We start from the raw sequence: 21,859 nt of genomic DNA on the forward strand, positions 1-21,859 counted from the left end.
CCCCTACCTCAAGGACACATCCTGCTATGCGAACCTTTTTAAGCCTTCTTTTGGCCCTTTGCATTGCGCTTGGCCTCGCCCAATCTGTGCAGGCAGAGCCCTTGATCGGTCTGAAACCTTGCAGCGAAGTTCCCGCTTTTCAGGCTCTGATGAACGAACGCCTGAGCAGCCTAGAGGAGAAGATCCTCAACGCCAGCCCTGCTATGGCTCCCGTCTACCAGCAAAAGCTGGCCCAAACCAGCAAGCGCTTTGAGCGCTACAGCAAGCTGCTCTGCGGCGAAGAGGGCCTGCCCCACCTGGTTACGGATGGTCGGTTGAACCATGCGGGCGAGTTTCTCATCCCCGGCTTGCTTTTTCTCTACATCGCCGGTTGGCTGGGCTGGGCAGGGCGCTCTTATCTGATTGCCGTGCGGAATAGCGACGAACCGGAGATGAAAGAAAGCATCATCGACGTTCCCTTGGCGCTGCGCTGTTTCCTCACGGCTTTGGCTTGGCCTGCTGCTGCTTTCAAGGAGATTGCCAGCGGCGAAATTCAAGAGCCGGAAGCGGCTGTGCCCATCTCGCCCCGCTGAGCCTGGCTTTCCAACTCGATCTGTTCAACTTTTGAGAGGCATCTATGGCTGATTTCACCAAGTTTCTCACCACTGCTCCGGTGGCATTTATCCTGTTTTCCAGCTTTGTTTTTGCCCTGTTCATCGAGATCAATCGCTTCTTCCCCGACATTTTGACGTTCTGAGTGTAGGCCAGGGATCCCCAGCGCAACCTACGCCCGGTGGGATCCCTGCTTTTTTTGAGCTTCTTTTCATACCCTTTTGAACCGGACACAGAGTTGCTGAAATGGTCGAACCCAATGCTAATCCTGCTCCGTTGAATATGGATAAGGGATACGTCACCGTCCCTGAGGGAGATCCGCAAATTGGCGATCTCTGGACACCGATTAACCACGCACCTGTTGTCCGGCTGTTGATCGACTGGCTGCCCATCAACCGACCGGGATTGAGTTCCATTTGGCGGGGCTTGGAAATCGGTATGGCCCACGGCTATTGGCTGGTAGGCCCCTTTGCCAAGCTGGGGCCGCTGCGCAACGAGCCCATCGGTCTGCTGAGCGGCTTTTTGGGAGCCTGTGGCCTGATCCTGATCCTGACGGCGGCCCTTTCTCTCTACGGCTCTGTCACCTCGCAGCGCAACACAGGGCCGGTAAAGGGATCCCAATCTTGGAGCGAATTGGCTGCCGGCTTCTTGGTAGGGGGTATGGGGGGGGCGGTCGTCGCCTACCTGCTTTTGCTGAATGCAGATCTCCTTGTCCCCGCATCTTAACTGGAGCTATTGGCCATCCGTTGGATCATCCACAACGTCTTTAATCGCTTCTCGAGCATCCTCGACTCCAGGGTGGGTGGCTGCCTTTGTTTGCTCGGCCTTACCTTCCAGCCTTTCACGCTGATCGCTGGCCAGCTCACCCACAATTTCTTGGATTTTGCTCTCCAGATTCTTGGCAGTAACTCCAACTGGCTTTTCAAGGCTCATAACATCAGCCCCTTAACCGGCTTTGCCCTGTCTACTCGATAGCACCTTTTCTCTCTGGGCCTCGTGATCCAAATCACCTGCAAGGGGGGAAAGAGCGCGAGTCAGGCTAGCAGACCAGAGGAAGCTTGTCTTAGCATGGACTGAATCCTGCAATGAGCCGATGACAGCGGTTCTAGAGATTTTTCTGCCTATCTTTCGTGAGCTGCTGTGAACGATCTGCTGTTCGAGCCCACTTCCGAAAGGCCCTCCTTGGCCGAGATTCGCCGCCTATCGCCCGCAGCCTTGGCCTACTTGGGAGACGCCATTTACGAACTGCATGTGCGGCGGCAACGGCTATTTCCTCCGGATCGACTGGAGCGCTATCATCAGCAGGTGGTGAGGCGGGTGCGCGGCTCGGCTCAGGCTAAGCTGCTGTTGGCCCTGTTGCCCCATCTCAACCCCGAAGAGCAGGAAATTGTCCGCTGGGGTCGCAATGGCTGCGGTCGCCCACCCCGGCATCTGCCTCTGGCCGATTACCAAAACGCCAGCGGCCTGGAAACAGTTCTGGGCTATCTCTACCTGGCCAATCCCGAACGGCTGCGCCATATCCTCGCCCTCACTGATGTTTTGGCTGAGACCCTAGGCGAGTGGGAAGGTTAGGATAGTCTTTCCGTCTTTCCATCTTCCACGCCCATGCCCAAGACTTCTCAGCGCAAACCTGCTTCACGGCTGTCTCGCTCGGGCAAACTGCAGCCGCGAAGGGCAGGGCAATCCGTTAGCAAGCGGGTACAGCGGCCCAAACGCCGAGACGGGGATCCCAAGCTTGCCCTCCGAGAGGCTCCAGTGAAGCCCATCCGTCGCGACGCGCAACGGCAGTGGCCCCAAGGCAAGATGGCTCCTCAACCAGTAGGCGAGCTGGATCCCGGCCTCTCCACTGGCGAGACAGGGATCTTGCCAGGGGAAGTTCAGCCTCAGGCCGACGGGAATCCGGAGACCGAGCTGGAGCAAGAGATTATCTACGGTCGCCAGACAGTACTGGCTGCTTTGAAAAGTCAAGCCACCCTCAATCGGGTTTGGATCTTGCCGAAGTTGCGCTACAGCCCCCAATTTTTATCTCTGTTGGAAGAAGCCAAAGCGCGGGGCACCGTTATCGACGAAGTGTCTCCAAAGCGGCTGAACGCCCTCACGGCTGGCGCCAACCACCAGGGTATCGCTGCCCAAGCCACGCCTTATCAGTACGTGGCCCTGGAGGATTTGGTGGAAAGAAGCCGGCAGGCCGGCCCCAATCCGGTGCTGGTGGTTCTAGACGGGATCCAGGATCCCCATAACTTGGGAGCTATTGCCCGTAGTGTAGAAGCTTTTGGCATGCAGGGGATGGTGATCCCCCAGCGGCGGGCAGCAGGGGTAACCTCGACGGTGATGAAGGTAGCGGCGGGAGCCCTCTCCACCTTGCCGGTGGCGCGGGTGGTGAATTTGAATCGGGCTTTGGAATACCTCAAAGAGCAGGGGTTTTGGGTCTATGGCACCACCAGCCGAGGGGCTGACCCCATCTATAGCGCCGATTTTCAGCGGCCCATTGCTTTGGTAGTAGGATCCGAGGGGGAAGGGATTAGCCTGCTCACACAACGCCATTGTGACCAACTGCTGTCCATTCCCTTGGCAGGCCGCACTGAAAGCTTGAATGCTTCTGTGGCCGCCGGCATTGCCCTCTACGAAATCCACCGGCAGCGCTCTCCCCACCACCTCAAACGCCCTGAGGTTGATACATTCCTCAACAAATCGTCAATAAAAGTAGTAGAATCTAGGGGATTGCAAAAGGACATCCAATGATTGCTAGACTTGATAATGGGGGATGGATCCCGTGAGCAACCCTTTGGTCAGTCTGTTGGATAAGCTGCGCGGCCTGTCGGTCTGGATCGAGATCACCACCGAGGACTGCACCTACTACTACGGCCCCTTCTCCGATGAAGCTGAGGCGGAGCGGCTCAAAGGCCACTACATTGCCGACCTGCAAAAGGAAGGAGCCAAAAAGATCCAGGCTCTGGTGAAGAAAATGCGCCAGCCACAGTCTCTGACGGTGACCCGTACTCCGTCGGGAGCCCGTTCCTGATGTCTGCTACGGCTTATCAAGTAACCCTTCATCACCGCGGCCAAACCTACCGCTTCCCTGCCTCTGCGGATCAGACGGTTTTACAAGCTGCTCTGGAGCACGGGATAGAGCTGCCTTCCTCTTGTCAGGCAGGGGTTTGCACCACCTGTGCGGGGCGGCTGAAGTCGGGATCTGTGACTCAGACAGAGGCAATGGGGATTGGCCCAGAACTGCAGGCCCAAGGGTTTGTGCTGCTGTGTGTAGCCTATGCTACCTCCGATTTGGAGGTGGAGACCGATCAAGAGGAAGAGGTTTACCGTCTGCAGTTTGGCTCCTGACCGTGCCGGATTTCTGTTCAGGTCTACTTGTTAGCTTATGGGGGGGTGGGGGTAGCTAAGCCCCGCACTGTACCCGTAGGGTCATTGCCGGGATACAGATACCCCCACATGGTGTATGATAGGAGTAGTTGCACAAAATGGCTTTTGCCGGAATCTGGTGCAACTACGCGGTAGGACATTCCGTGTCTGCTCGTGGAGGGTTCTTGCGTAGGCTCCCCGATGAAGCGAGAAGCCCGCTCCGTACTGCCAGCAGTCGGGGTCGGGAGTATGTCACTAGGTGTTGTAGTCATTTCGATTCAAACTAGGACACTATACCCACAACTAAAACCTTGGTCGCGTCTTCGCGTCAGCGTTGCGGAGCAATAGCGTTGCGGAGCAATAATGCAGGGGCCCAAAAGGTTTTTCTCAGTAGCCCGGCTGTCTCAGCCTAATCTGAAAATACTACATTAGTTTATATTGTTGGATTCTTAGTGTTAGAAGTTATCGAAAGTAAGTCTGTTTCCTTGGCGAGATCAGTTCTCGACTCCTGTGAAGTTGCATTTGTTGCACCTATCTCTGCCGTTGAGCTCGCCTCTCTCTGCCCCGCAACTGGAGCAATCCCTCTGTCAGCAAGTTGACCGGGAGCTGGGCCAGCCGGCTCGGCTTCTGCGCTGGAGCTTGACGGCGGTGGAGGGGGATAGAGCCTGGGTTGAGGTGGTCGCCACCACTGATGAGGACTACTCGGATTTAGACTAGGACAACTCACTCTTAGTCAGCTTCTTGACAGACGTCTGCAAGAGTTTTCCCAATACCCCAGTGGTCTCAGACCAATCGAGAACCAACAGTTTCATTGCTACGTTAAAGAGATGGTTCATATTGATTGATGGAAATGGCTATCGGTACCCTTGCCCATTTTTGTCGTTTGGCCAATGTCTGTCTCTGCATCTGAACCAACTCCGGCTCCACTGCTGGCCGAGCAGCACCCCCCTGTCGCCCTCACCATCGCTGGATCCGACAGTGGTGGGGGAGCAGGGATCCAAGCGGATCTGCGCACCTTTGCTTTCCAACGGGTACACGGTACCTCTGCCCTGACCTGCGTGACCGCCCAGAATACCCTTGGGGTGAGCCGGGTGGATGCGCTGCCCCCCGAAGCCGTAGCCGCCCAAATCGAGGCCGTGGTGCAGGACATTGGGGTGCAAGGGATCAAGACGGGCATGTTGCTGAATGCCGAGATCGTGCTGGAGGTAGCCCGTCAGGTGGAGCGCTGGGCGTTGCGGCCTCTGGTGGTGGATCCGGTGATGGTGTCCCGCACGGGAGCAAAGTTGCTGGCAGATGAGGCCATTCAGGCCATCCGCGAGCAGCTGATCCCCTTGGCTCAGGTGCTGACCCCCAACCGCTATGAGGCGCAAATTTTAACGGGGCTGGAGCTGCAGTCCCTGGCAGATATGCAAACGGCGGCCCAGCAGATTCACGCCTTAGGCTGTGGAGCGGTGTTGGTTAAAGGCGGAGGCATGCCGGGGGAACTGCAGGGGGTGGATGTGTGGTTCGATGGCGAGCGACTGGAAGTGCTGAAAACAGAGCGGATCCCCACCCGCCACACCCACGGCACCGGCTGTACCCTCTCGGCGGCCATTGCAGCACAGATGGCCTGGGGCAGGGATCCCTTGGCGGCCACAGTGGCGGCCAAAGCCTATGTAACAGAAGCGCTGCGACATCCTTTGGCCATCGGGTCAGGGCAGGGGCCAGTGGGGCACTTCTACCCGCTTCTGTCCGGGATTGGCAAACCTGTGCCATAAGAGAGAGGTCACTCTCTCTGGCTGCTATGGCTAGCCCGTCGAATCTTTCTCAGAAGGGATCCCTGCCCAAATGGCGGTTTTGGCTACCCCTACTGCTGCAGCTGGGTATCGTTCTGCTGATACCGGCTCGGCAAGCGCTGACTCTTGCTGTCGGAACCACGATCTACCTGCAAACGGCCCCTGTGGATCCCTATGACCTTTTGCGGGGCCGGTACGTGACCTTGGGCTACGTCGTCGCTCGACGCTCCACCCTAGAGCAACTGCCGGGTTGGTTACCTGATTTGGAGACGCCAGGGATCCTTTATCTGCGCTTAGCTCCCCCCGAAGGGGATCCCACTCAACCTTGGCGAGCAATCGGTGTCAGCCGGGAGATGCCCAAAGATTTGCAGCCTGAAGAGAAAGTGCTGCGAGGCTGGTTTGACGGGCAGCAGCTCAAGTTGGGAATCGAAGAATTTTTTATTCCCGAAGCGATTGGAGATGCCTTGGAAGAGGATATTCGGCGTTACCCTAAAGCCACGCGGGCAGAAGTGAAAGTGGATCCCTGGGGCAAGGCAGCATTGGTCGGCCTCTGGGTAGGGGAGCATCGGTACTAAGTGCTCATTCTGCCCGGCTTTAACGCTTTAACAATTAATCACTATATTCTGACATCCGAACCCGAAGGAGAGCCGGAAAACTGAATGGGGCAGGGATCCCTATCACTTGCCCCTCGAAACCCTGAAGATGGCGAGAACCGGAGCTGTGCCATTGAGGAGCTTGCTAAGTGCTGCACAGCCTTGCTCAACACCTGAATTAGGGTCATCCCAATTGGGTCAAACTTCTTCAGCTAGAAATCGCAGGAGTCCCGCACTGTACCCGTAGGGTCAGTGTCGGGAGGAATGCGAGGTTACAATAGAACCATGACCCAAGTCCTGACCGTCTCCTGCAAGCTCAAGGCGTCCCAGTCGCAAGCCGCCAAATTGGACGCGACTTTGGAGGCTTTTGGCCAAGCCTTGAACTGGGTCAACCAAAACACACCCGAGAAAGTCGCCAACGCCGTTAAGCTCCAGTCTCTGTGCTACCGCGAAATCCGTGCCCGGTTCGGCTTGTCCAGTAACTTGGCAAGGACTACGTCCCGCTTACGCGACCAGCAGGTCTGCAGACGGCTGGCCGGCGCCCGTAAAGTTGCCCGACAGAAAAACCGTCCCGTCAAAGCGTTCAAGAGAGGCTTTGCGACCTACGATGCCCGTATCTTTTCGTTTCGCGAGAAAGACTGGACGGTGTCGCTGACCACGGTGGAGGGTCGGGAGCGCTTTGAGCTGGCGATTGGCCGCTACCAGAGAGAACGGCTGGCGGGCTCCAATCCCAAATCTGCCACTCTGGTCAAGCGCAAAGACGGTTCCTACTCTATTCAGATCTGTGTGGAAACGGAACCGTGCCCACCGCAACGCACGGGCAGAGTGCTAGGCGTGGATTTGGGCAGGACGGATATTGCTCATACATCGGAAGGAGATAACTGGAATGGACAGCAGTTGAACCGAATCCGAGACCACTACTCCAAGCTGAGGGCGGCACTCCAACGCAAAGCCAGTAAGGGCACCCGCAGTTCGCGGCGCAGATGCCGTCAACTGTTGCAACGGCTGTCTGGCAAGGAGAGGCGCTTTCAGGCGTGGGTCAATCATCGCATCTCCAAAGCTATTGTCTCTAGGGCAAAAGCTACCAACAGCGCTATCGCTCTGGAAGACCTGACAGGGATCCGGGAAAGGGTCAATCAACAGCCGCGCAGCAAAGCCGAGCGGCGCAGGGCCAACAGTTGGGCGTTCTACCAACTACGTCAGTTTCTGGAATACAAGGCGAGGGTTGCAGGGGTTTCTCTGATTCTTGTGCCGCCTGCTTACACGTCGCAGACCTGTCACCGGTGCTTACACATCCATTCTGAGCAGGGCAAGTCCTACCGCAGTGGCAAGTCGTTCAAGTGTGGGCACTGTGGATGGGAAGGGGATGCGGATTTGAATGGTGCGAATGTGATTGCGCTTTTGGGGGCTGTCGTAAACCAGCCTAGAGGTTCGGGCCTGTTTTGTTCTCTGGTGGAGCAGAGCAGGCTCAGGGCTACCGAAAGCCCGCTCCATACCGCTTCAGCGGTCGGAGTCGGGTAGTTTACGTTTTCACTTCCGAATCTCTCCTATCCAACAGGTTTTGCAACCACACCTGAATATCCCGCAGGCTCTCCGGGGAAACTTCATGGCCCATCTCGTACTCGCGATAGGTAAAGTTCAGTGGCAGCGGGGCAAAATAATCCCGGATCTGACGGCCAAAAGCAATCGGCAAAACAGCATCAGCAGTGCCATGAACCACCAGGATGGCCAGGTGTTTCATCCGCTCCGGCTCCACCGCCTCGGCCAGGATCTCTGGAGATAGGCGCCCACTCATTGCCACCACCCCCGCCAGCTTCTCCGGCTGGGTCAGAGCCAAGTACAGGCTCATGATCGCCCCCTGGCTAAACCCCAGCAAATACACCTGCCTGGGATCCAGGGCAATACCCGGGATCCCACTGGGCAGCGTCTGTTCTAGAAAGCGGCTCAGGAGCTGGAGGCTATTGCGCGCTTGCTGGGGATCCCCCACCAGCCCTTCCGGTGTCCAGGCCATTTCAAACCAGGCAAACCCGCCTCCACTCCAAGGAATAGGGGCTCTCAAGCTGATCACCGCCAACCGAGGATCCAGATAGGGGGCCAACTGGAACAAATCCCCCTCGTGGCTGCCGATCCCGTGCAGCATTACCAACGCAGGCGCGGGTCCTAAGCCGACCTGTCGAGGCGGCTGAAAGCGGTAGGTGAGGGGCAAAGAAGAAGGCACGCAGCGGATCCTCAAAGGCGGAGACAAGGTATGGCCGGCCTACGCCCAATCCTGGGGCTGGCGGAGCACCTGGTAGAGCTTAGCTTCCCACGTGTCCGGCTGGGGCTCGTAGCCATATTCCCAGCGCACCAAGGGGGGCAAAGACATCAAGATCGACTCGGTGCGGCCCTGGGTCTGGAGTCCAAAGATCGTGCCCCGGTCGTAGACCAAGTTGAACTCCACGTAGCGCCCGCGACGATAGAGCTGGAATTGCCGTTCTCTCTCCCCCCATTCCATCCCCTGCCGCCGCTCCACAATCGGCACATAGGCCGGCAAGAAGGCGTCGCCACAGGTTTGCACCAACTGGAAAAGATGTTCCCAACTGCGGGATCCCACCCGCACCTGTAACGATGGTGGCTCAGAAGCCAGTTGTTCGGGATCCCCTTCCGCCTGGCCTTCAGGCCGATAGAGCAGCCCAGGGCGTTCATCCTGATAGTCGAAGAAAATGCCGCCAACGCCGCGCGCCTCGCCGCGATGAGGTAGGAAAAAGTAGCGATCGCACCAGATCTTGAAAACCGGGTAGTAGGCGGGATCCAAGCGGTCACAGGCTGCCTTGAGGGTGCGGTGAAAATGGGCCGCATCCTCCTCAAACAGGTAATAGGGGGTGAGATCCATCCCGCCCCCAAACCACCAAACCGGCCCCGCCTCGAAATAGCGATAGTTCAGGTGTACCGTCGGCACATAGGGGTTGCGAGGATGCAACACCATAGAGGTGCCTGTGGCGTAGAAAGGATGCCCTGCCGCTTCTGGACGCTGTTTCAGAATCGAAGGGGGCAGATGGGATCCGAACACCTCGGAAAAATTGACTCCCCCCTGCTCAAACACGTCTCCCTGCTGAATGACCCGCGAGCGCCCGCCCCCTCCTCCAGGGCGTTCCCAACGGTCTTCCCGAAACTTGGCTTTTCCGTCTAGGGCCTCCAGACGGGCACAGATGTCATCTTGTAGGCGCTGCATGAATTGGCTCACCTGTTGACGGGCATCCACTGGCAGCGCTGTAGGGCTTGAGGCCAGCATCATAGTCTTCCAATCTCTCGAAACTCGACAAAAACCTCTCCCGCCCCCATCAAACCTCTCAGACTGGGAGAGCCGAACTGCCAAACTGAAGAGTTCTAACCTGGCCGGGCAAGAAACTCCCTGGAAATCCAGGCCGCTCTTGGATCTTACGTGGGAACCGCCTCATAGGGACGAAGTCGCGCCCATTTGTTCCGTTCCTCGCGAAAGCTCTGGCAGCCCACCACATCCCATTCCATCTCGGTGCCCCCATTGCGGATATTGACATTGATCTGGGGGCCCTGCGGCTCAAAATCCGGCGTCAGTGTGAGATGAGGTTGCTGATGCTGCGCTTCCACGGCATGGTAGGTGGTACAGCGATCCACGTAGTAGCAGTGAATACAAATACACATGGCTGCTGCCTGCAAGAAACGGTTCCCAATCTTGAGGGTAGCATCCTGCCTCCTTCCAGACGGCGGATCCCCTCTTTCTCAGCCGATTCTTGAGATATTTCTTAGCAAAGAGAGGCATCTCCTCGTCTCTCGTCTAAAATCTCGACATATTTCTCAGGATGGGGCTTGATCTGTCCTTAGGATCGAACCATCCAGGCTATCCAGAGGAACTGCCATGAACACCCACACCCGCTACCGCTTCACCTGCACCCTCTCCTTTGGAGATATCTACGGCCAGATCATCGTTTGGCTGATTGTCATCTTTGCCAGCTTGGCCGCTGCCCTCTCCCTGATGAATAGCCCCCTCTACGCTTTTCTCACCATTGCTCTGATTTTGGTGATCTCCCTGCCTTTCCTGCTCTTCGCCTTCGTGACCACCCTGCTCAATCACATCGAGTTTGCCGTTGTCCCTCCTGAGGAAGAGGAAAATCGCGCTGCTGCTGCCGCTAAGTCGCCCGTGGCCGTCAGTTAGAAACAACTGGCAGTCGGTTGGCGCTTGTCGGATGGATCCCTATTCCTCAAAGGCACCCGTGCTGACTTGAAAAAAACCGCGGCTCTCTTGGTCTAGCGCTTGAGTTGGCCCCTGCAAGGCGAGCAAGCGGGTAGCCTTTTATTGGCATTTTATTGGCAATTGTTTTACCAAAAAATTGGGTCTAAAGCCCTGCCGTTCACGGCAGCTTTTGTGCTGCACTCTAGACCAGTAGTAGAGTAGTCAACCACTTAAAAAACCCGGTAGTCCGGTGACTACGCAAGCAACCTAAATAGGTTTTGCCCTTTCTCTTCAACGGTACTTAAGGCAGAAGGGAACTGCCCCGCTTGGGGAGATGGGCACCGCTGTCGTAAAGGGGCAACCCGATACGGCAAGTGCTGTCTTGGAACCAAGAGCCAGAATCCTCTGCCTTTGGGCAGGGGAGTATGGTGACATCCTCCCGGCGCTCGTCCTGTGGACAGAGAGCGGGCCACCCTTCCCGTCAGCAGGACGGAGTCCTTACCTCGCGGTCGGGCATTCCTGCCCCACGCCACTTGTCTGGGTCTACAACCCCCGACAGACCGACTGAACAGGCAGTTTCCCTTCCCCAGCCTCCCTGGCTACTGCCAGCTCGCAAAACAAGTCTAATCCCAGGGAACGGTGCATCGGCAGACAGGATGGACTCCTGCACCCAGGAACCCCTGTCCACCGGCCAAGCAAGATGCTATCCACTCGTTGATTTCCGGCAAAGTGTAGTTGTATACGTCCCGGCCAATCTCCAGCCACGCCAACAGCAAGGCCTCCGTCCCGCTGACGCGAGCGGCTTGTTGGGAGGCATCTGGATCAATCCGGTGCTTGTAGGTTACACCAGCATAAGTAGGTTTTGCTACAGATTTCGCTCAGGGGTATGGCGGGGATCCCTGTATCCCGGTGCTCACCCTGCGGGTAGAGCGCAGGACTGATTGCCCCCGCACCACCGTTAGCTAAATCGTTGAGTTGCTCTGCAAGCTAAGATCGGCAAACCCTGTTCCATCGATGAGGATCCGCGTCGGCCATGATGACCGTAATGGAGTTTTTCGCCCTCAGTGCTGGGGAGTGGATGTGCCAACGCACCAGCCATCACTTGGCTTTTCGCCGCTCTGAGGGTGGGAGGTCGCGGCTACAAATTGCCACCCTTGCGGCAACCGATCCAGCAGTCATCCGGGTTTGCGAGTTGTTCAGGGTGGATCCCCGACGAGCTGTGGGAGCAGCGCGGGTGCGGTGGGATGGCGAGCAGGAGTGGGACAACGAAGAGTACAAGGGAGACGTGGTGCTGGTACCTATCCCCGATGAGACCGATCCCATGCGCGGGCAGTTGCTGCGGGATCAGGGCTACGCTGAGAAAGTACCGGTGGCCGGTACCTATGTCATGGGATCCGATGGCGCCCTTACCCTTTACACCCAGTATGAGATGACTGAGTCGGAAGAGCGCATTTGGTTTGCCAGCCCCAACTTGCGCCTGCGGGCCAGCACTGTCAAGCGGTTCGGTGGCTTCAGCATGGCTTCTTTCTGCTCCGAGGTGCGTAAACTCTCCGTCGGCCCTTCTCCCACCCCTACGGTGGCCGAATCCAGCTCTTTCCGCAGCTAGAGCGTTTTCTCCTCAACCGCAACACGGGTTGTGCCATGCACCAAGTCTTGGATCTGGGGATTAACCTGCTCCACGCCAATCAACACCAGGCCGACCACAACCGGGAGCATTTTGATGCCTGGGGAGCATGACTCTAGTCAATAATAAGCTCAACTATACTGAAAATAATGTATAATATGTTCAGTACGGATTACTACCAGTTGATCTTTCTGTTTACTTTCGAGTCTGCCAACATGGTAGCCAAAGCAAAGCAGAAAATTGGTAGTAAGACGACACGGAAACTGCGCTTTGGGTATTCTACTCAAAGCTTTGCGGGATACCGCCATTCTGTTTGGAAACAAACAGAATGCTATCGCTGCATAGTTGAACAGTGATGTTCAGCAGTGTTCAGCGTAAATGTATCAGTAACCTGTCTGAACCTCATGAGCGCGCCGGGGGCGGGTAAGACGTCTTTGCTGGAGAAAACCGTGGTCGCTCTTGCCGGCTCGCTGCGCCTGGCGGTGATCGAGGGAGACATGACGACCCAACTGGACGCGGAGCGGTTGCGTCGCTACGGGATCCCGGTGATTGCCATCAACACGGGGCGGGCCTGTCATTTGGATGCGGCCATGGTGGCCGGGGGCTTGCAGCAATTGGAAGCACTGCTGGATCCCCAACAACTGGATTTGCTGCTGGTGGAAAATGTCGGCAACTTGGTCTGCCCGGCGGAGTTTGAGGTGGGGGAACACGCCAAGGTAGCACTACTCAGCGTCACAGAAGGGGAAGACAAGCCTCTCAAGTACCCAATCATGTTTCGAGAGGCGGATTGTCTGCTGATCACCAAAGTGGATCTGGTTCCTGTGTTGGAGGTGGATTTGGATCGGATCCAGGCCAATATCCGCGAGATCAACCCTTCTGTGCCGATTTTTTGTCTTTCTGCCAAGACGGGTGACGGGCTGGAGCCCTGGCTGGGCTGGATCCGAGAGCAGATTCTCCTTGCCCAACACCGACGGCAGCCGCAGTGAAGGGTATCATACTGAGCATCTAGCCGTGGAACTCTCCTCACCTGAGCTGGCCAGGCAGGGGATGAGTTAGCACCTCTGGCGGGTCAATTTGCAGATAACTTGTGTGGATGGAAAATCCCGGCTATGGCCAATTTAAGTGACTTTGTACAGGGCATTGAGCAGTTGATCGAGCTGGCTCAGAAGCTGGACGAGAAAAAGCAAAGTGGAGAGCTGCGAACCGAAGTCCGCATCCAGGCCCGTCCTCTGGGCAGTTCTATTCCCCCTTCCGGCTCCATCCCCCGCCGCCGCAGCCCTGCCCAAACGGGGGATCCCCCCTGGAGCAGCGAGCCCCAAGTGATGTCTGCGGTTCGCTTCCAGGAACCGTCCAAGGCCGCTGTGCCCGACCCGCCAGCAACTTCTGCCGACCGCCCAGAGTCTTGGGCTGGGCCACGCCTCAAGGATGTGGGGGGACTGAGGGAACAGCTCCAAGCGCTGCGGGAGATGGTGGAGATCCCCCTCAAGCGGCCCGATCTGCTGGCCAAGCTGGGGTTGGATCCGCCCCGCGGCGTGTTGTTGGTAGGCCCCCCCGGCACCGGCAAAACCCTGACGGCCCGCGCCCTGGCCGAGAGCCTGGGGGTGAACTACATCGCCATTGTCGGCCCGGAGCTGATCGGCAAGTACTACGGCGAGGCGGAGGCGCGCCTGCGGCAACTGTTTGAAAAGGCAGCCAAATCGGCTCCCTGTCTGGTGTTTATTGACGAAATCGATGCCCTAGTGCCCAACCGCGCCACCGTCGAGGGGGAGGTGGAAAAACGCCTGGTGGCCCAGATGCTGGGGCTGATGGACGGGTTTGTGGCCCAAAAGGGGATCGTGGTGCTGGCAGCCACCAACCGGCCCGAGGCTCTGGATCCGGCTCTGCGGCGACCGGGGCGCTTTGATCGGGAGGTGATCTTCAAGGTGCCGGACCGGGAGGGGCGGCGGGAGATCCTGGCCATCCACACCCGCGGCATGCCCTTGGCGGAGGATGTGGATCTGGACAGCCTGGCGGATCAGACGCTGGGCTTTGTGGGGGCAGATCTGCGGGGCCTGTGCCAGGCAGCAGCCTATGCGGCTTTGCGGCGGCAGGTGCCCGATTTGGGATCCCCCATCCCCGAGTCCCTGACGGTAACCGCAGCGGATTTTCAACAGGCTCTGCAACAGGTGAAGCCGGCGGTGCTGCGCTCGGTGGAGATTGAATCCCCGCAGGTGAGCTGGGATCAAATTGGCGGCCTGGAGCACGCCAAGCAGATTTTGCAAGAGGCCATCGAGGGATCCCTGCTGCACCCTGAGTTGTACGAGCAGGCTCAGGCCCAAGCGCCCAAGGGCATCCTCCTCAGCGGCCCCCCTGGCACTGGCAAAACCCTGTTGGCCAAAGCCATCGCTTCCCAGGCCAAGGCTAACTTCATTGCCGTCTCCGGCCCGGAGCTCTTGAGCAAATGGGTGGGATCCTCCGAGCAGGCGGTACGGGAACTTTTTGCCCGCGCCCGCCAATGCGCCCCCTGTGTCATCTTCATCGACGAGATCGACACCCTTGCCCCGGCGCGGGGAAGCTACTCCGGGGATAGTGGGGTCAGCGACCGCGTTCTGGGGCAGCTGCTGGCAGAGCTGGATGGGATCCGCCCCAGCCAAGGGGTATTGGTGGTGGCCGCCACCAACCGCAAGGCCAGTTTGGATCCCGCCCTCACCCGGGCCGGCAGGTTGGAGCTGCACCTGAGCGTGGAGCTGCCGGATCGCAGCGGGCGACGGGAAATTTTGGCCGTTCACAACCGCAAGCGTCCCCTGGGGCCTGATGTGGACTTACAGGGGTGGGCCGAGCAGACCGAAGGTTGGAGTGGTGCCGACCTGGCCCTGCTCAGCAACCGCGCCGCCATTGCCGCCATCCGCCGCCACCGCGCCACTTCCGAGACGGTGGATGCCAAAACCCTGGTCATCCAACAGGAAGACTTCTGTCGAGCCTTTGCCGAGCTGCAGCAGCAACGCCAAGCCGGCTGATCCCAGCCTGAGGGCTATTCCCATCACGCCAGCGGTTCGGAGCACCTTCAAACTTTCAAAATCAAAAGACTGGGATCCCTTGCCATTCTGGTTGGCTGTGGGCGTGGGCTGACTCACCGCAGGTGCGGGGGGTGGGAAAGATCTTGCCGGGGTTGGCGATGTGCTGGGGGTCGAACACCTGCCGCACCCATTGCATGCTCTCCAGATCCGCAGGCGTAAACATTTCCGGCATGTAGCAGCGTTTGTCTGCTCCGATGCCATGTTCGCCGGAGATGCTGCCCCCCAAGCGCACGCAGAGCTTAAGGATCTCGCCCCCCAGTTTCTCCACCTGCTCCAGGGATCCCGGCACCGACTCGTCGTAGAGGATCAAGGGGTGCAGATTGCCGTCGCCAGCGTGAAACACATTGGCCACCGGATAACCGTACTCACGGCTGAGGCGCTCGATTTCCTTCAAGACAAAGGCTAGCTGGCTGCGGGGGATCACCCCATCCTGAACATAGTAGTTGGGGCTGAGCTTGCCCATGGCGGCAAATGCTGCCTTACGTCCTTTCCACACCCGCGCCCGCTCTTCCGGGTCGGATGCGACTTGCACCTGTCGCGCCCCATTTTTGAAGCACAGCGCCCTCACCTGTTGGCTGGCTTCTTCCACCTCCAGTTCCAGCCCATCCACCTCCACCAACAAAATGGCCGCCGCATCCCGCGGATAGTAGCCCAACTGCACCACATCCTCCACGGCATTGATGCTGAAGTTGTCCATAATCTCCAGGCCGGCGGGGATGATCCCGGCAGCAATGATGTCGGAGACGGTGGATCCCGCCGCTTCCACACTGTCAAAGTCTGCCAGCAAAACCTGCACTTGAGCCGGGGCCTTGAGCAAGCGCAGGGTAATCTCGGTGGCAATGCCCAGGGTGCCCTCGGATCCCACAAACAGCCCCACCCAGTCGTAGCCGGGCATCTCCGAGATCTTGCCTCCCCAGCACACCACCTCCCCATCCGGCAGCACCACCGTCAGGCCGAGAATGTGGTTGGCTGTTACGCCGTACTTGAGGCAGTGGACACCGCCGGAGTTCTCCGCCACATTACCTCCGATGGAGCAAACCGACTGGCTAGAGGGATCCGGCGCATAAAAGTAGCCTTGGGCGGCCACGGCCTGGGTAATCCAAGTGTTAATAACCCCCGGCTGCACCACCATGCAGCGGTTGTCCAGGTCGATTTCCAGGATCTGCTTCATCAGGGTGGTGGCGATGACGACGCTATTTTCCACCGGCAGGGCTCCCCCTGAGAGGCCCGTACCGGATCCCCGCGCCACGAAGGGCACCCCGTAGCGGCTGCACAGCTTCACCACCTGCGCCACCTCTTCTGTTGTGCGGGGCAGCACCACCAGCGCCGGCCTTTGCCGGTAGCTGACCAGCCCATCGCATTCGTAAACCAGCAGCTCCTCCGGCTTGCTGATCACCCGCTGGGGATCCAGAATCTTTTTGAGCTCAGCCGTCAGCCTGATCCAGTCGAAGGTGAGGCCAGTTTGCAGAGGATGAGAAGAAGTTTTTGCGCTGGCAGTGCGGAGCACTTTCATGACAGTGGGCCCAGCAGGAGCTTTAGGAGGGATATTGTCACTATAGTCTTGCTGGTAACCGAGCCAGCCAACAGATAGCCCATGCAGCCCAACTCCCCCAGCGCCGAACAAGTCCTCAACCAAGTGCGGCAGCTCTACGAGCTCTACCCCTTCCCCCCGCAGCCCGTCGGCACTGTTCCCCCGCCAGGGTGGAATTGGCGCTGGAGCTGGCCCCAGGCCCATGCCTTTTGTACGGGATCCCATCCGGGTCGGCGCAAGGTGCGCATTCTGGATGCCGGCTGTGGCTCGGGAGTGGGAACGGAATACATTGCCCACCAAAACCCCAACGCAGAAATCTGGGCCTTTGATCTGAGCAGCCGCGCCCTGGAAATCGCCGAGGCCCGTTGTCGGGCTTCCCAGGCACCGCCGGTGCAGTTTCGCCAGCTCAACGTCTACGACATCGACCAGCTGCCGGGGCAGTTTGACTTCATCAACTGCGTGGGCGTGCTCCACCACCTGCCCGATCCGCTAGCGGGGCTGCAGGCTTTGGCCGGCAAATTGGCTCCCGGCGGGCTCTTGCACCTGTTTGTGTATGGTGAGCTGGGCCGCCACGAAATCCGCCTCATGCAAAAGGCCATCCGCCTGCTGGTAACGGGTTCTGAACACCAGACCCTTGCCTCGGCGGAGCAATTGCAGAGGGGTCTCCAGGTGGGCCGCCGCCTTTTCGAGATCTTGCCGGAAACCAACCGCATCCAGCAGCAAGAACGGGCCCGCTGGGCCATCGAGAACGTGGACGACGAATGCTTCGCCGATATGTACCTGCACCCCCAGGAAGTGGACTACACCATCGAGACTCTGTTTGAATTAATCCGGGCTTCCGGACTGCAGTTTCTGCGCTTTTCCAACCCGGAGTTTTGGCGGCTGGAACGGGTGTTGGGCCAGGACGAGGCCCTGCTGGCTCAGGCGGCTCAGCTGCCGGAACCGGAACGCTATCGCCTGATCGAGCTGCTGGATCCGGTGGTAGCCCACTACGAGCTGTTTCTCGGCAAGCCCCCCATCCGCTGCTGGGAATGGACAAGCCCGGAAAGTGTAGCATCAACCATTGCCCACCTCAGCCCCTGTCTGGGCCTGTGGCCGGGGCGGAGCATTTTCAACTATGCTTACGAAGCCATCTCCCTGAGCGAAGAAGCCTTCGCCTTTCTCCAACAGGTGGACGGGATCCGCACCGTCCAAGAGATCCAGGCTGGCCTAGAGTGCCCCCTGAGCTTTGAGCAACTGCAACGCTTGCTGCGCTGGCAAGTGCTGCTGCTGGAGCCTCAAAACTCAGTCTCCTGAGAGTTTCTCGACCCCTTTCCCTTGCCTCAGCGGGACGAACCTTGGCATTTGCCCTCTTGTTCTTCTATGGCTTATCCTAGAAAGCTGTGACCTTTAGCTCTGGCCCCGCATATTCTGGGGTTGTCATCATGCCCAAAATCAAAACCCGCAAGGCAGCAGCCAAGCGCTTCCGCCTGACCGGCAGCGGCAAGTTTATGCGTCGCAGGGCCGGGCACAACCACTTGCTGGAGCACAAAACCAGCAAGCGCAAACGCAAATTGGCCGGTGTGGCCCTGGTGGACAAGCGGGATGTGGTCAATGTGCGCCTGATGTTGCCCAACACCCACTAGCCGGGATCCCGCTCGCGCCGGCAAGAAGATTTCAGGGGCTGGCATTGGCGACAGCAGTTCCGATCCCGTTAGCAGGACGGAGTGCTTCTACCCTTCAGTTTGAGTTTGTTCAAGTTCCTATTGAGTTACTGCCATGAGAGTCAAACGGGGCAATGTCGCCCGCAAGCGCCGCAAAAAGATCCTCAAGCTGGCCAAAGGCTTTCGGGGAGCTGGTTCAAAGCTGTTCCGCACCGCCAACCAGCAGGTGATGAAGGCTTTGCGCAGCGCCTACCGGGATCGCCGCCGCAAGAAGCGGGATTTTCGTCGCCTATGGATTACCCGCATCAACGCGGCCACCCGTGCCCAGGGCCTGCGTTACCACGAGTTCATCGATGGTCTCAAAAAAGCCAATATCCAGCTCAACCGCAAAATGTTGGCCCGCTTGGCTTTCCTGGATCCAGAGGCCTTTACCCAGGTGGTGGAGGCAGCGCGCCAGTCTCGCGCCTCCTGAGGAGGTTCCGACGGCTATCCAGAAGTCCTTCCTGGCAGCCATTCTGGCCCTCGCCTGCCTGGGGAGAGGGATCCCTACTGTGGCTCGTCCTTGGCCGGAGATTGTGGATTCTGGACGGCTGCGCGTTGCCGTAAAAGACAACTTGAGGCCGCTGGGGTTTCGCACTCCCCAAGGGGATCTGCAGGGGTTTGAGATCGAGCTGGCTTGTGAGCTGGGATCCCGGCTGTTGGGCTCGGCAGAGGCTGTGGAGTTGGTGCCGGTCTCGAATGTAGAGCGGCTGCAGGTGCTGGCTGACGGCCAGGTGGATTTGGCCATTGCTCAGATCGGCATTACCCCGGATCGGGCGCGCCAGGTGGAGTTCACTTCTGCTTACTATCAGGATGGCCCCAGCTTGGTTGTGGCTCGTTCCCACAACTGGGAAAGCTGGTCGGACTTGCGGGGCGGTCGCGTTGCAGTCTTGCGCGGTTCCAGCGCCATTCCCCTGCTGAATCGATACCTGCCAGGGGTGGAGTTGGTGCCTGTCGATTCCTACCGAGAAGGGGCGGAACTGCTCCTGAAAGGGGCGGTGCAGGGGTGGGCAGCAGATCGCTCGGTGCTGGCAGGGTGGCTAGCAGAGCATCCCCGTCGCGAAAGCGCTGCGGAGCAACAGTTTCAATTTCTGGGATCCCCCTTGGCAACGGTGGGGCTGGGCATTGCCATGCCCAAGGGGCTGCAGCACGCCGAATTGCGGCTGCGGGTGCGCCGAGAACTGGAGAATTTGCGGGCTGAGGGCTGGCTGGCAGAGCGGGCCAGAGCCTGGGGGTTGCCCTAAAGTTGAGGATACTTGCTACTCTTTGTCTCTGATACATTTACGCTGAACACTGCTGAACATCACTGTTCAACTATGCAGCGATAGCATTCTGTTTGTTTCCAACCAGAATGGCGGTATCCCGCAAAGCTTTGAGTAGAATACCCAAAGCGCAGTTTCCGTGTCGTCTTACTACCAATTTTCTGCTTTGCTTTGGCTACCATGTTGGCAGACTCGAAAGTAAACAGAAAGATCAACTGGTAGTAATCCGTACTGAACATACTATACATTATTTTCAGTATAGTTGAGCTTATTATTGACTAGAGTCATGCTCTTGGGAAGATTTCTCTCTTGAGCAGAAAGGCGGGCTCAGTGCAGAAAGTGACGTATGCCGGTGCAAACCATGGCAATACCGGCAGCGTTGGCAGCAGCAATGGAATCGGCATCGCGGATGCTCCCCCCCGGCTGGATGATGGCGCGGATCCCTGCTTGGGCAGCCATCTCCACGCTGTCGGCAAAGGGGAAGAAGCCATCGCTGGCCAAAACAGCTCCTGCTGCTTGGGATCCCGCCTGCTGGAGAGCGATCTCCGCTGCTCCCACCCGATTCATTTGTCCGGCTCCGACGCCGAGCGTCTGCCTCTGCTTGGCGACGACAATGGCGTTGGATTTCACATGTTTGCAGACTATCCAGGCAAATTCCAGATCCGCCCACTCCTCCGGTGTGGGCTGGCGCTGGGTGACCACTTGCCAAGAAGGGGGGCTGTCGGTTTGCGTCGGTTCCTGGTCGCGACAGCGTTGCAGAGCAACAGGTGAATCGGCGTCTTGCACCAGAAAGCCCCCGGCCAGGGTGCGGATTGTTTGGGCAGGCCCCACACACAAGTCCGGCAAGATCAAGACCCGCAAGTTCTTTTTGACTGACAGTAGCTCAGCCGCTTCTGGAGTGCAATCGGGAGCCACCACACACTCCAAAAAAGGCTCCACCAGCCGTCGGGCGGTCTCTGCGTCCAAGGGTTGGTTGAGGGCGACGATGCCCCCAAAGGCCGAAACTGGATCAGCAGCCAGGGCAGCCTCGAGGGCGGCAGCCGGCGATGGGCGAATGGCCACCCCGCAGGGGTTGTTGTGCTTAACCACCACCGCCACCGCTTGTTCAGGTTGCAAGAACTCCCTCCGAGCAGAGCCAGAAGACACAGAGCCCTTCCCGTCAGTGGGCCGCGTCGCATCAGCATTGCGGAGTAACAAGGTTAACTCTGCCGCCAGGGCACGGGCCGCCTCCAGATCCAGCAGGTTGTTGTAGCTCAGCTCCTTCCCCTGCAACTGCTTAGCCCGGTGCCAGCCGGGGGCAGCCGGATCCGTCACATACCAAGTGGCAGCTTGATGGGGATTTTCCCCGTAGCGCAGGCGTTGCCACAGGATCCCTTGCAGTTGAAACCTGTCTTCAGCGGCAGCTGCGGAGGACTGGGAGGGACCTGCTAGCTCCAGGCGAGCCAGGTAGGTGACGATGGCGCGGTCGTAGGCCAGCACCTGCTCAAAGGCCCGACGAGCACACTGGAAGCGAAACGCCAGCCGCTCTGTTTCCCCATAGGCCCCGGAGAGCAGTTGCAAATACCGAGGGTATTGGCTGGGATCCGTCAGCACCGTAACGTAGGGATAATTTTTGGCTGCCGCCCGCGCCAAAGTGGGCCCGCCGATATCGATCTGCTCAAAAGCTTCCTCCAGAGACACTCCTGCCTGGGCCACTGTCTGTTCAAAAGGGTAGAAGTTGACCACCACCAGTTGGATGGGAGGGATCCCCAGCGCCTCTAGGTCTGCCCGGTCTTCGCTGCATTCCAGGCGGGCCAAAATGCCGCCGTGGATGCGGGGGTGCAGCGTCTTCACCCTTCCCCCCAAGATTTCCGGCGCGCCAGTGTGGGCAGAGACAGGGGTGACCGGGATCCCAGCTTCTGAGAGCGCCTTGGCGGTTCCCCCACTGCTGAGCAGTTGAAAGCCATGCTCTTGCACGAGGGACTGGGCCAGCGGGATCAGTCCGGTTTTGTCGGATACACTCAACAAAGCCAACGGTACAGAATCCTGTTCGCGACAGCGTTGCGCAGTAGCAAGGGGCATTGGAGGCGTTATCCAGTAGAGAAGGGCCCAGAGGAAAAAGCTGGCCGGGATACCCAGCCCAGCGCTCTCACAGCATACCCCGAAAGCTGGACCCTCTTGTCCAGCCACCTGGTTCAGACAAATCTTCAGATCGTTCGC

25 protein-coding genes and 1 pseudogene are annotated in these 21,859 nt (G+C 58.6%); 19 read left to right on the forward strand and 7 right to left on the reverse strand.

The window, feature by feature from the left end; translation table 11 throughout:
- Positions 1–26: 26 nt before the first annotated feature.
- The 3 genes from CYB_RS13440 to CYB_RS13450 all read left to right on the forward strand — a co-directional run bounded on the left by CYB_RS13440 (position 27) and on the right by CYB_RS13450 (position 1,317).
- Positions 27–572 (forward strand): photosystem I reaction center subunit III, encoded by a 546-nt coding sequence (locus tag CYB_RS13440; RefSeq protein ID WP_011434364.1) that lies wholly within the window; start codon positions 27–29, stop codon positions 570–572.
- Positions 573–616: 44 nt separating this feature from the next.
- Complete coding sequence (locus tag CYB_RS13445) at positions 617–736, forward strand: photosystem I reaction center subunit IX (RefSeq protein ID WP_011434365.1); 120 nt, start codon at positions 617–619, stop codon at positions 734–736.
- Between the two features lie 101 nt (positions 737–837).
- Entirely contained in the window at positions 838–1,317 is a 480-nt protein-coding gene (locus tag CYB_RS13450) for a photosystem I reaction center protein subunit XI (RefSeq protein WP_011434366.1), read from the forward strand.
- A 6-nt stretch (positions 1,318–1,323) separates the two neighbouring features.
- Here CYB_RS13450 and CYB_RS15260 read toward each other — a convergent pair whose 3' ends face one another.
- Positions 1,324–1,524: a hypothetical protein gene (locus CYB_RS15260; protein WP_041436874.1), complete on the reverse strand. Its 201-nt coding sequence runs from the start codon at positions 1,522–1,524 to the stop codon at positions 1,324–1,326.
- Between the two features lie 207 nt (positions 1,525–1,731).
- On the opposite strand from CYB_RS15260, the gene CYB_RS13460 reads away from it, so the two are divergent.
- The 8 genes from CYB_RS13460 to CYB_RS13495 all read left to right on the forward strand — a co-directional run bounded on the left by CYB_RS13460 (position 1,732) and on the right by CYB_RS13495 (position 7,837).
- A complete protein-coding gene (locus CYB_RS13460; protein WP_011434368.1) occupies positions 1,732–2,163 on the forward strand; it encodes a ribonuclease III domain-containing protein in 432 nt (143 codons plus the stop codon).
- 33 nt (positions 2,164–2,196) lie between these two features.
- On the forward strand, positions 2,197–3,333 hold the full coding sequence (gene rlmB, locus CYB_RS13465) for a 23S rRNA (guanosine(2251)-2'-O)-methyltransferase RlmB (protein ID WP_011434369.1): 1,137 nt from the start codon (positions 2,197–2,199) through the stop codon (positions 3,331–3,333).
- Positions 3,334–3,355: 22 nt separating this feature from the next.
- Complete coding sequence (locus CYB_RS13470) at positions 3,356–3,613, forward strand: DUF1816 domain-containing protein (RefSeq protein ID WP_011434370.1); 258 nt, start codon at positions 3,356–3,358, stop codon at positions 3,611–3,613.
- Positions 3,613–3,930: a 2Fe-2S iron-sulfur cluster-binding protein gene (locus CYB_RS13475; RefSeq protein ID WP_011434371.1), complete on the forward strand. Its 318-nt coding sequence runs from the start codon at positions 3,613–3,615 to the stop codon at positions 3,928–3,930. Before CYB_RS13470 ends, CYB_RS13475 begins: the two co-directional genes overlap by 1 nt.
- A 528-nt stretch (positions 3,931–4,458) precedes the next feature.
- The gene (locus tag CYB_RS13480) at positions 4,459–4,665 is read left to right on the forward strand and encodes a hypothetical protein (RefSeq protein ID WP_011434372.1); all 207 of its coding nucleotides are present in this window, start codon (positions 4,459–4,461) and stop codon (positions 4,663–4,665) included.
- A gap of 173 nt (positions 4,666–4,838) precedes the next feature.
- Positions 4,839–5,705 (forward strand): bifunctional hydroxymethylpyrimidine kinase/phosphomethylpyrimidine kinase, encoded by an 867-nt coding sequence (thiD, locus tag CYB_RS13485; RefSeq protein ID WP_011434373.1) that lies wholly within the window; start codon positions 4,839–4,841, stop codon positions 5,703–5,705.
- A 26-nt stretch (positions 5,706–5,731) separates the two neighbouring features.
- Positions 5,732–6,298, forward strand: coding sequence for a GDYXXLXY domain-containing protein (locus CYB_RS13490; RefSeq protein ID WP_011434374.1), 567 nt, complete (start codon positions 5,732–5,734; stop codon positions 6,296–6,298).
- A 303-nt stretch (positions 6,299–6,601) separates the two neighbouring features.
- Complete coding sequence (locus tag CYB_RS13495; RefSeq protein WP_011434375.1) at positions 6,602–7,837, forward strand: RNA-guided endonuclease InsQ/TnpB family protein; 1,236 nt, start codon at positions 6,602–6,604, stop codon at positions 7,835–7,837.
- Between the two features lies 1 nt (position 7,838).
- Here CYB_RS13495 and CYB_RS13500 read toward each other — a convergent pair whose 3' ends face one another.
- The 3 genes from CYB_RS13500 to CYB_RS13510 form a co-directional block, all read right to left on the reverse strand.
- On the reverse strand, positions 7,839–8,534 hold the full coding sequence (locus CYB_RS13500) for an alpha/beta hydrolase (protein ID WP_041436876.1): 696 nt from the start codon (positions 8,532–8,534) through the stop codon (positions 7,839–7,841).
- Positions 8,535–8,573: 39 nt separating this feature from the next.
- Positions 8,574–9,587 carry an oxygen-dependent coproporphyrinogen oxidase gene (gene hemF, locus CYB_RS13505; RefSeq protein WP_011434377.1) on the reverse strand — a complete coding sequence of 338 codons (1,014 nt, stop codon included), beginning with the start codon at positions 9,585–9,587 and terminating at the stop codon, positions 8,574–8,576.
- Between the two features lie 146 nt (positions 9,588–9,733).
- Positions 9,734–9,976, reverse strand: coding sequence for a Ycf34 family protein (locus tag CYB_RS13510; protein WP_011434378.1), 243 nt, complete (start codon positions 9,974–9,976; stop codon positions 9,734–9,736).
- A 214-nt stretch (positions 9,977–10,190) separates the two neighbouring features.
- On the opposite strand from CYB_RS13510, the gene CYB_RS13515 reads away from it, so the two are divergent.
- The 4 genes from CYB_RS13515 to CYB_RS13530 all read left to right on the forward strand — a co-directional run bounded on the left by CYB_RS13515 (position 10,191) and on the right by CYB_RS13530 (position 15,125).
- Positions 10,191–10,487 (forward strand): hypothetical protein, encoded by a 297-nt coding sequence (locus CYB_RS13515; protein WP_011434379.1) that lies wholly within the window; start codon positions 10,191–10,193, stop codon positions 10,485–10,487.
- A gap of 1,051 nt (positions 10,488–11,538) precedes the next feature.
- Complete coding sequence (locus CYB_RS13520; protein WP_041436880.1) at positions 11,539–12,111, forward strand: phycobiliprotein lyase; 573 nt, start codon at positions 11,539–11,541, stop codon at positions 12,109–12,111.
- A 383-nt stretch (positions 12,112–12,494) separates the two neighbouring features.
- On the forward strand, positions 12,495–13,115 hold the full coding sequence (hypB, locus tag CYB_RS13525; protein ID WP_011434383.1) for a hydrogenase nickel incorporation protein HypB: 621 nt from the start codon (positions 12,495–12,497) through the stop codon (positions 13,113–13,115).
- A gap of 123 nt (positions 13,116–13,238) precedes the next feature.
- Positions 13,239–15,125, forward strand: coding sequence for an AAA family ATPase (locus tag CYB_RS13530; protein WP_011434384.1), 1,887 nt, complete (start codon positions 13,239–13,241; stop codon positions 15,123–15,125).
- Between the two features lie 61 nt (positions 15,126–15,186).
- Here the strand turns inward: CYB_RS13530 and glcD are convergent, their stop codons facing one another.
- On the reverse strand, positions 15,187–16,698 hold the full coding sequence (gene glcD / locus CYB_RS13535) for a glycolate oxidase subunit GlcD (protein ID WP_238376820.1): 1,512 nt from the start codon (positions 16,696–16,698) through the stop codon (positions 15,187–15,189).
- An 81-nt stretch (positions 16,699–16,779) separates the two neighbouring features.
- Between glcD and CYB_RS13540 the strand changes: the two genes are divergently transcribed.
- The 4 genes from CYB_RS13540 (at position 16,780) to CYB_RS13555 (ending at position 19,642) form a co-directional block, all read left to right on the forward strand.
- Complete coding sequence (locus tag CYB_RS13540; protein WP_011434386.1) at positions 16,780–18,012, forward strand: class I SAM-dependent methyltransferase; 1,233 nt, start codon at positions 16,780–16,782, stop codon at positions 18,010–18,012.
- 128 nt (positions 18,013–18,140) lie between these two features.
- On the forward strand, positions 18,141–18,341 hold the full coding sequence (rpmI, locus tag CYB_RS13545) for a 50S ribosomal protein L35 (RefSeq protein WP_011434387.1): 201 nt from the start codon (positions 18,141–18,143) through the stop codon (positions 18,339–18,341).
- A 133-nt stretch (positions 18,342–18,474) separates the two neighbouring features.
- Positions 18,475–18,831 (forward strand): 50S ribosomal protein L20, encoded by a 357-nt coding sequence (gene rplT / locus CYB_RS13550; RefSeq protein WP_011434388.1) that lies wholly within the window; start codon positions 18,475–18,477, stop codon positions 18,829–18,831.
- Positions 18,832–18,910: 79 nt separating this feature from the next.
- On the forward strand, positions 18,911–19,642 hold the full coding sequence (locus CYB_RS13555; RefSeq protein ID WP_041436884.1) for a transporter substrate-binding domain-containing protein: 732 nt from the start codon (positions 18,911–18,913) through the stop codon (positions 19,640–19,642).
- A gap of 70 nt (positions 19,643–19,712) precedes the next feature.
- Here the strand turns inward: CYB_RS13555 and CYB_RS15760 are convergent.
- Positions 19,713–19,896: pseudogene (locus CYB_RS15760) on the reverse strand (hypothetical protein); the annotation flags it as partial.
- 91 nt (positions 19,897–19,987) lie between these two features.
- The gene (purH, locus tag CYB_RS13560; RefSeq protein ID WP_011434390.1) at positions 19,988–21,721 is read right to left on the reverse strand and encodes a bifunctional phosphoribosylaminoimidazolecarboxamide formyltransferase/IMP cyclohydrolase; all 1,734 of its coding nucleotides are present in this window, start codon (positions 21,719–21,721) and stop codon (positions 19,988–19,990) included.
- Positions 21,722–21,859: the final 138 nt, after the last annotated feature.

The organism is Synechococcus sp. JA-2-3B'a(2-13) (genome assembly GCF_000013225.1).
Lineage (GTDB): Bacteria > Cyanobacteriota > Cyanobacteriia > Thermostichales > Thermostichaceae > Thermostichus.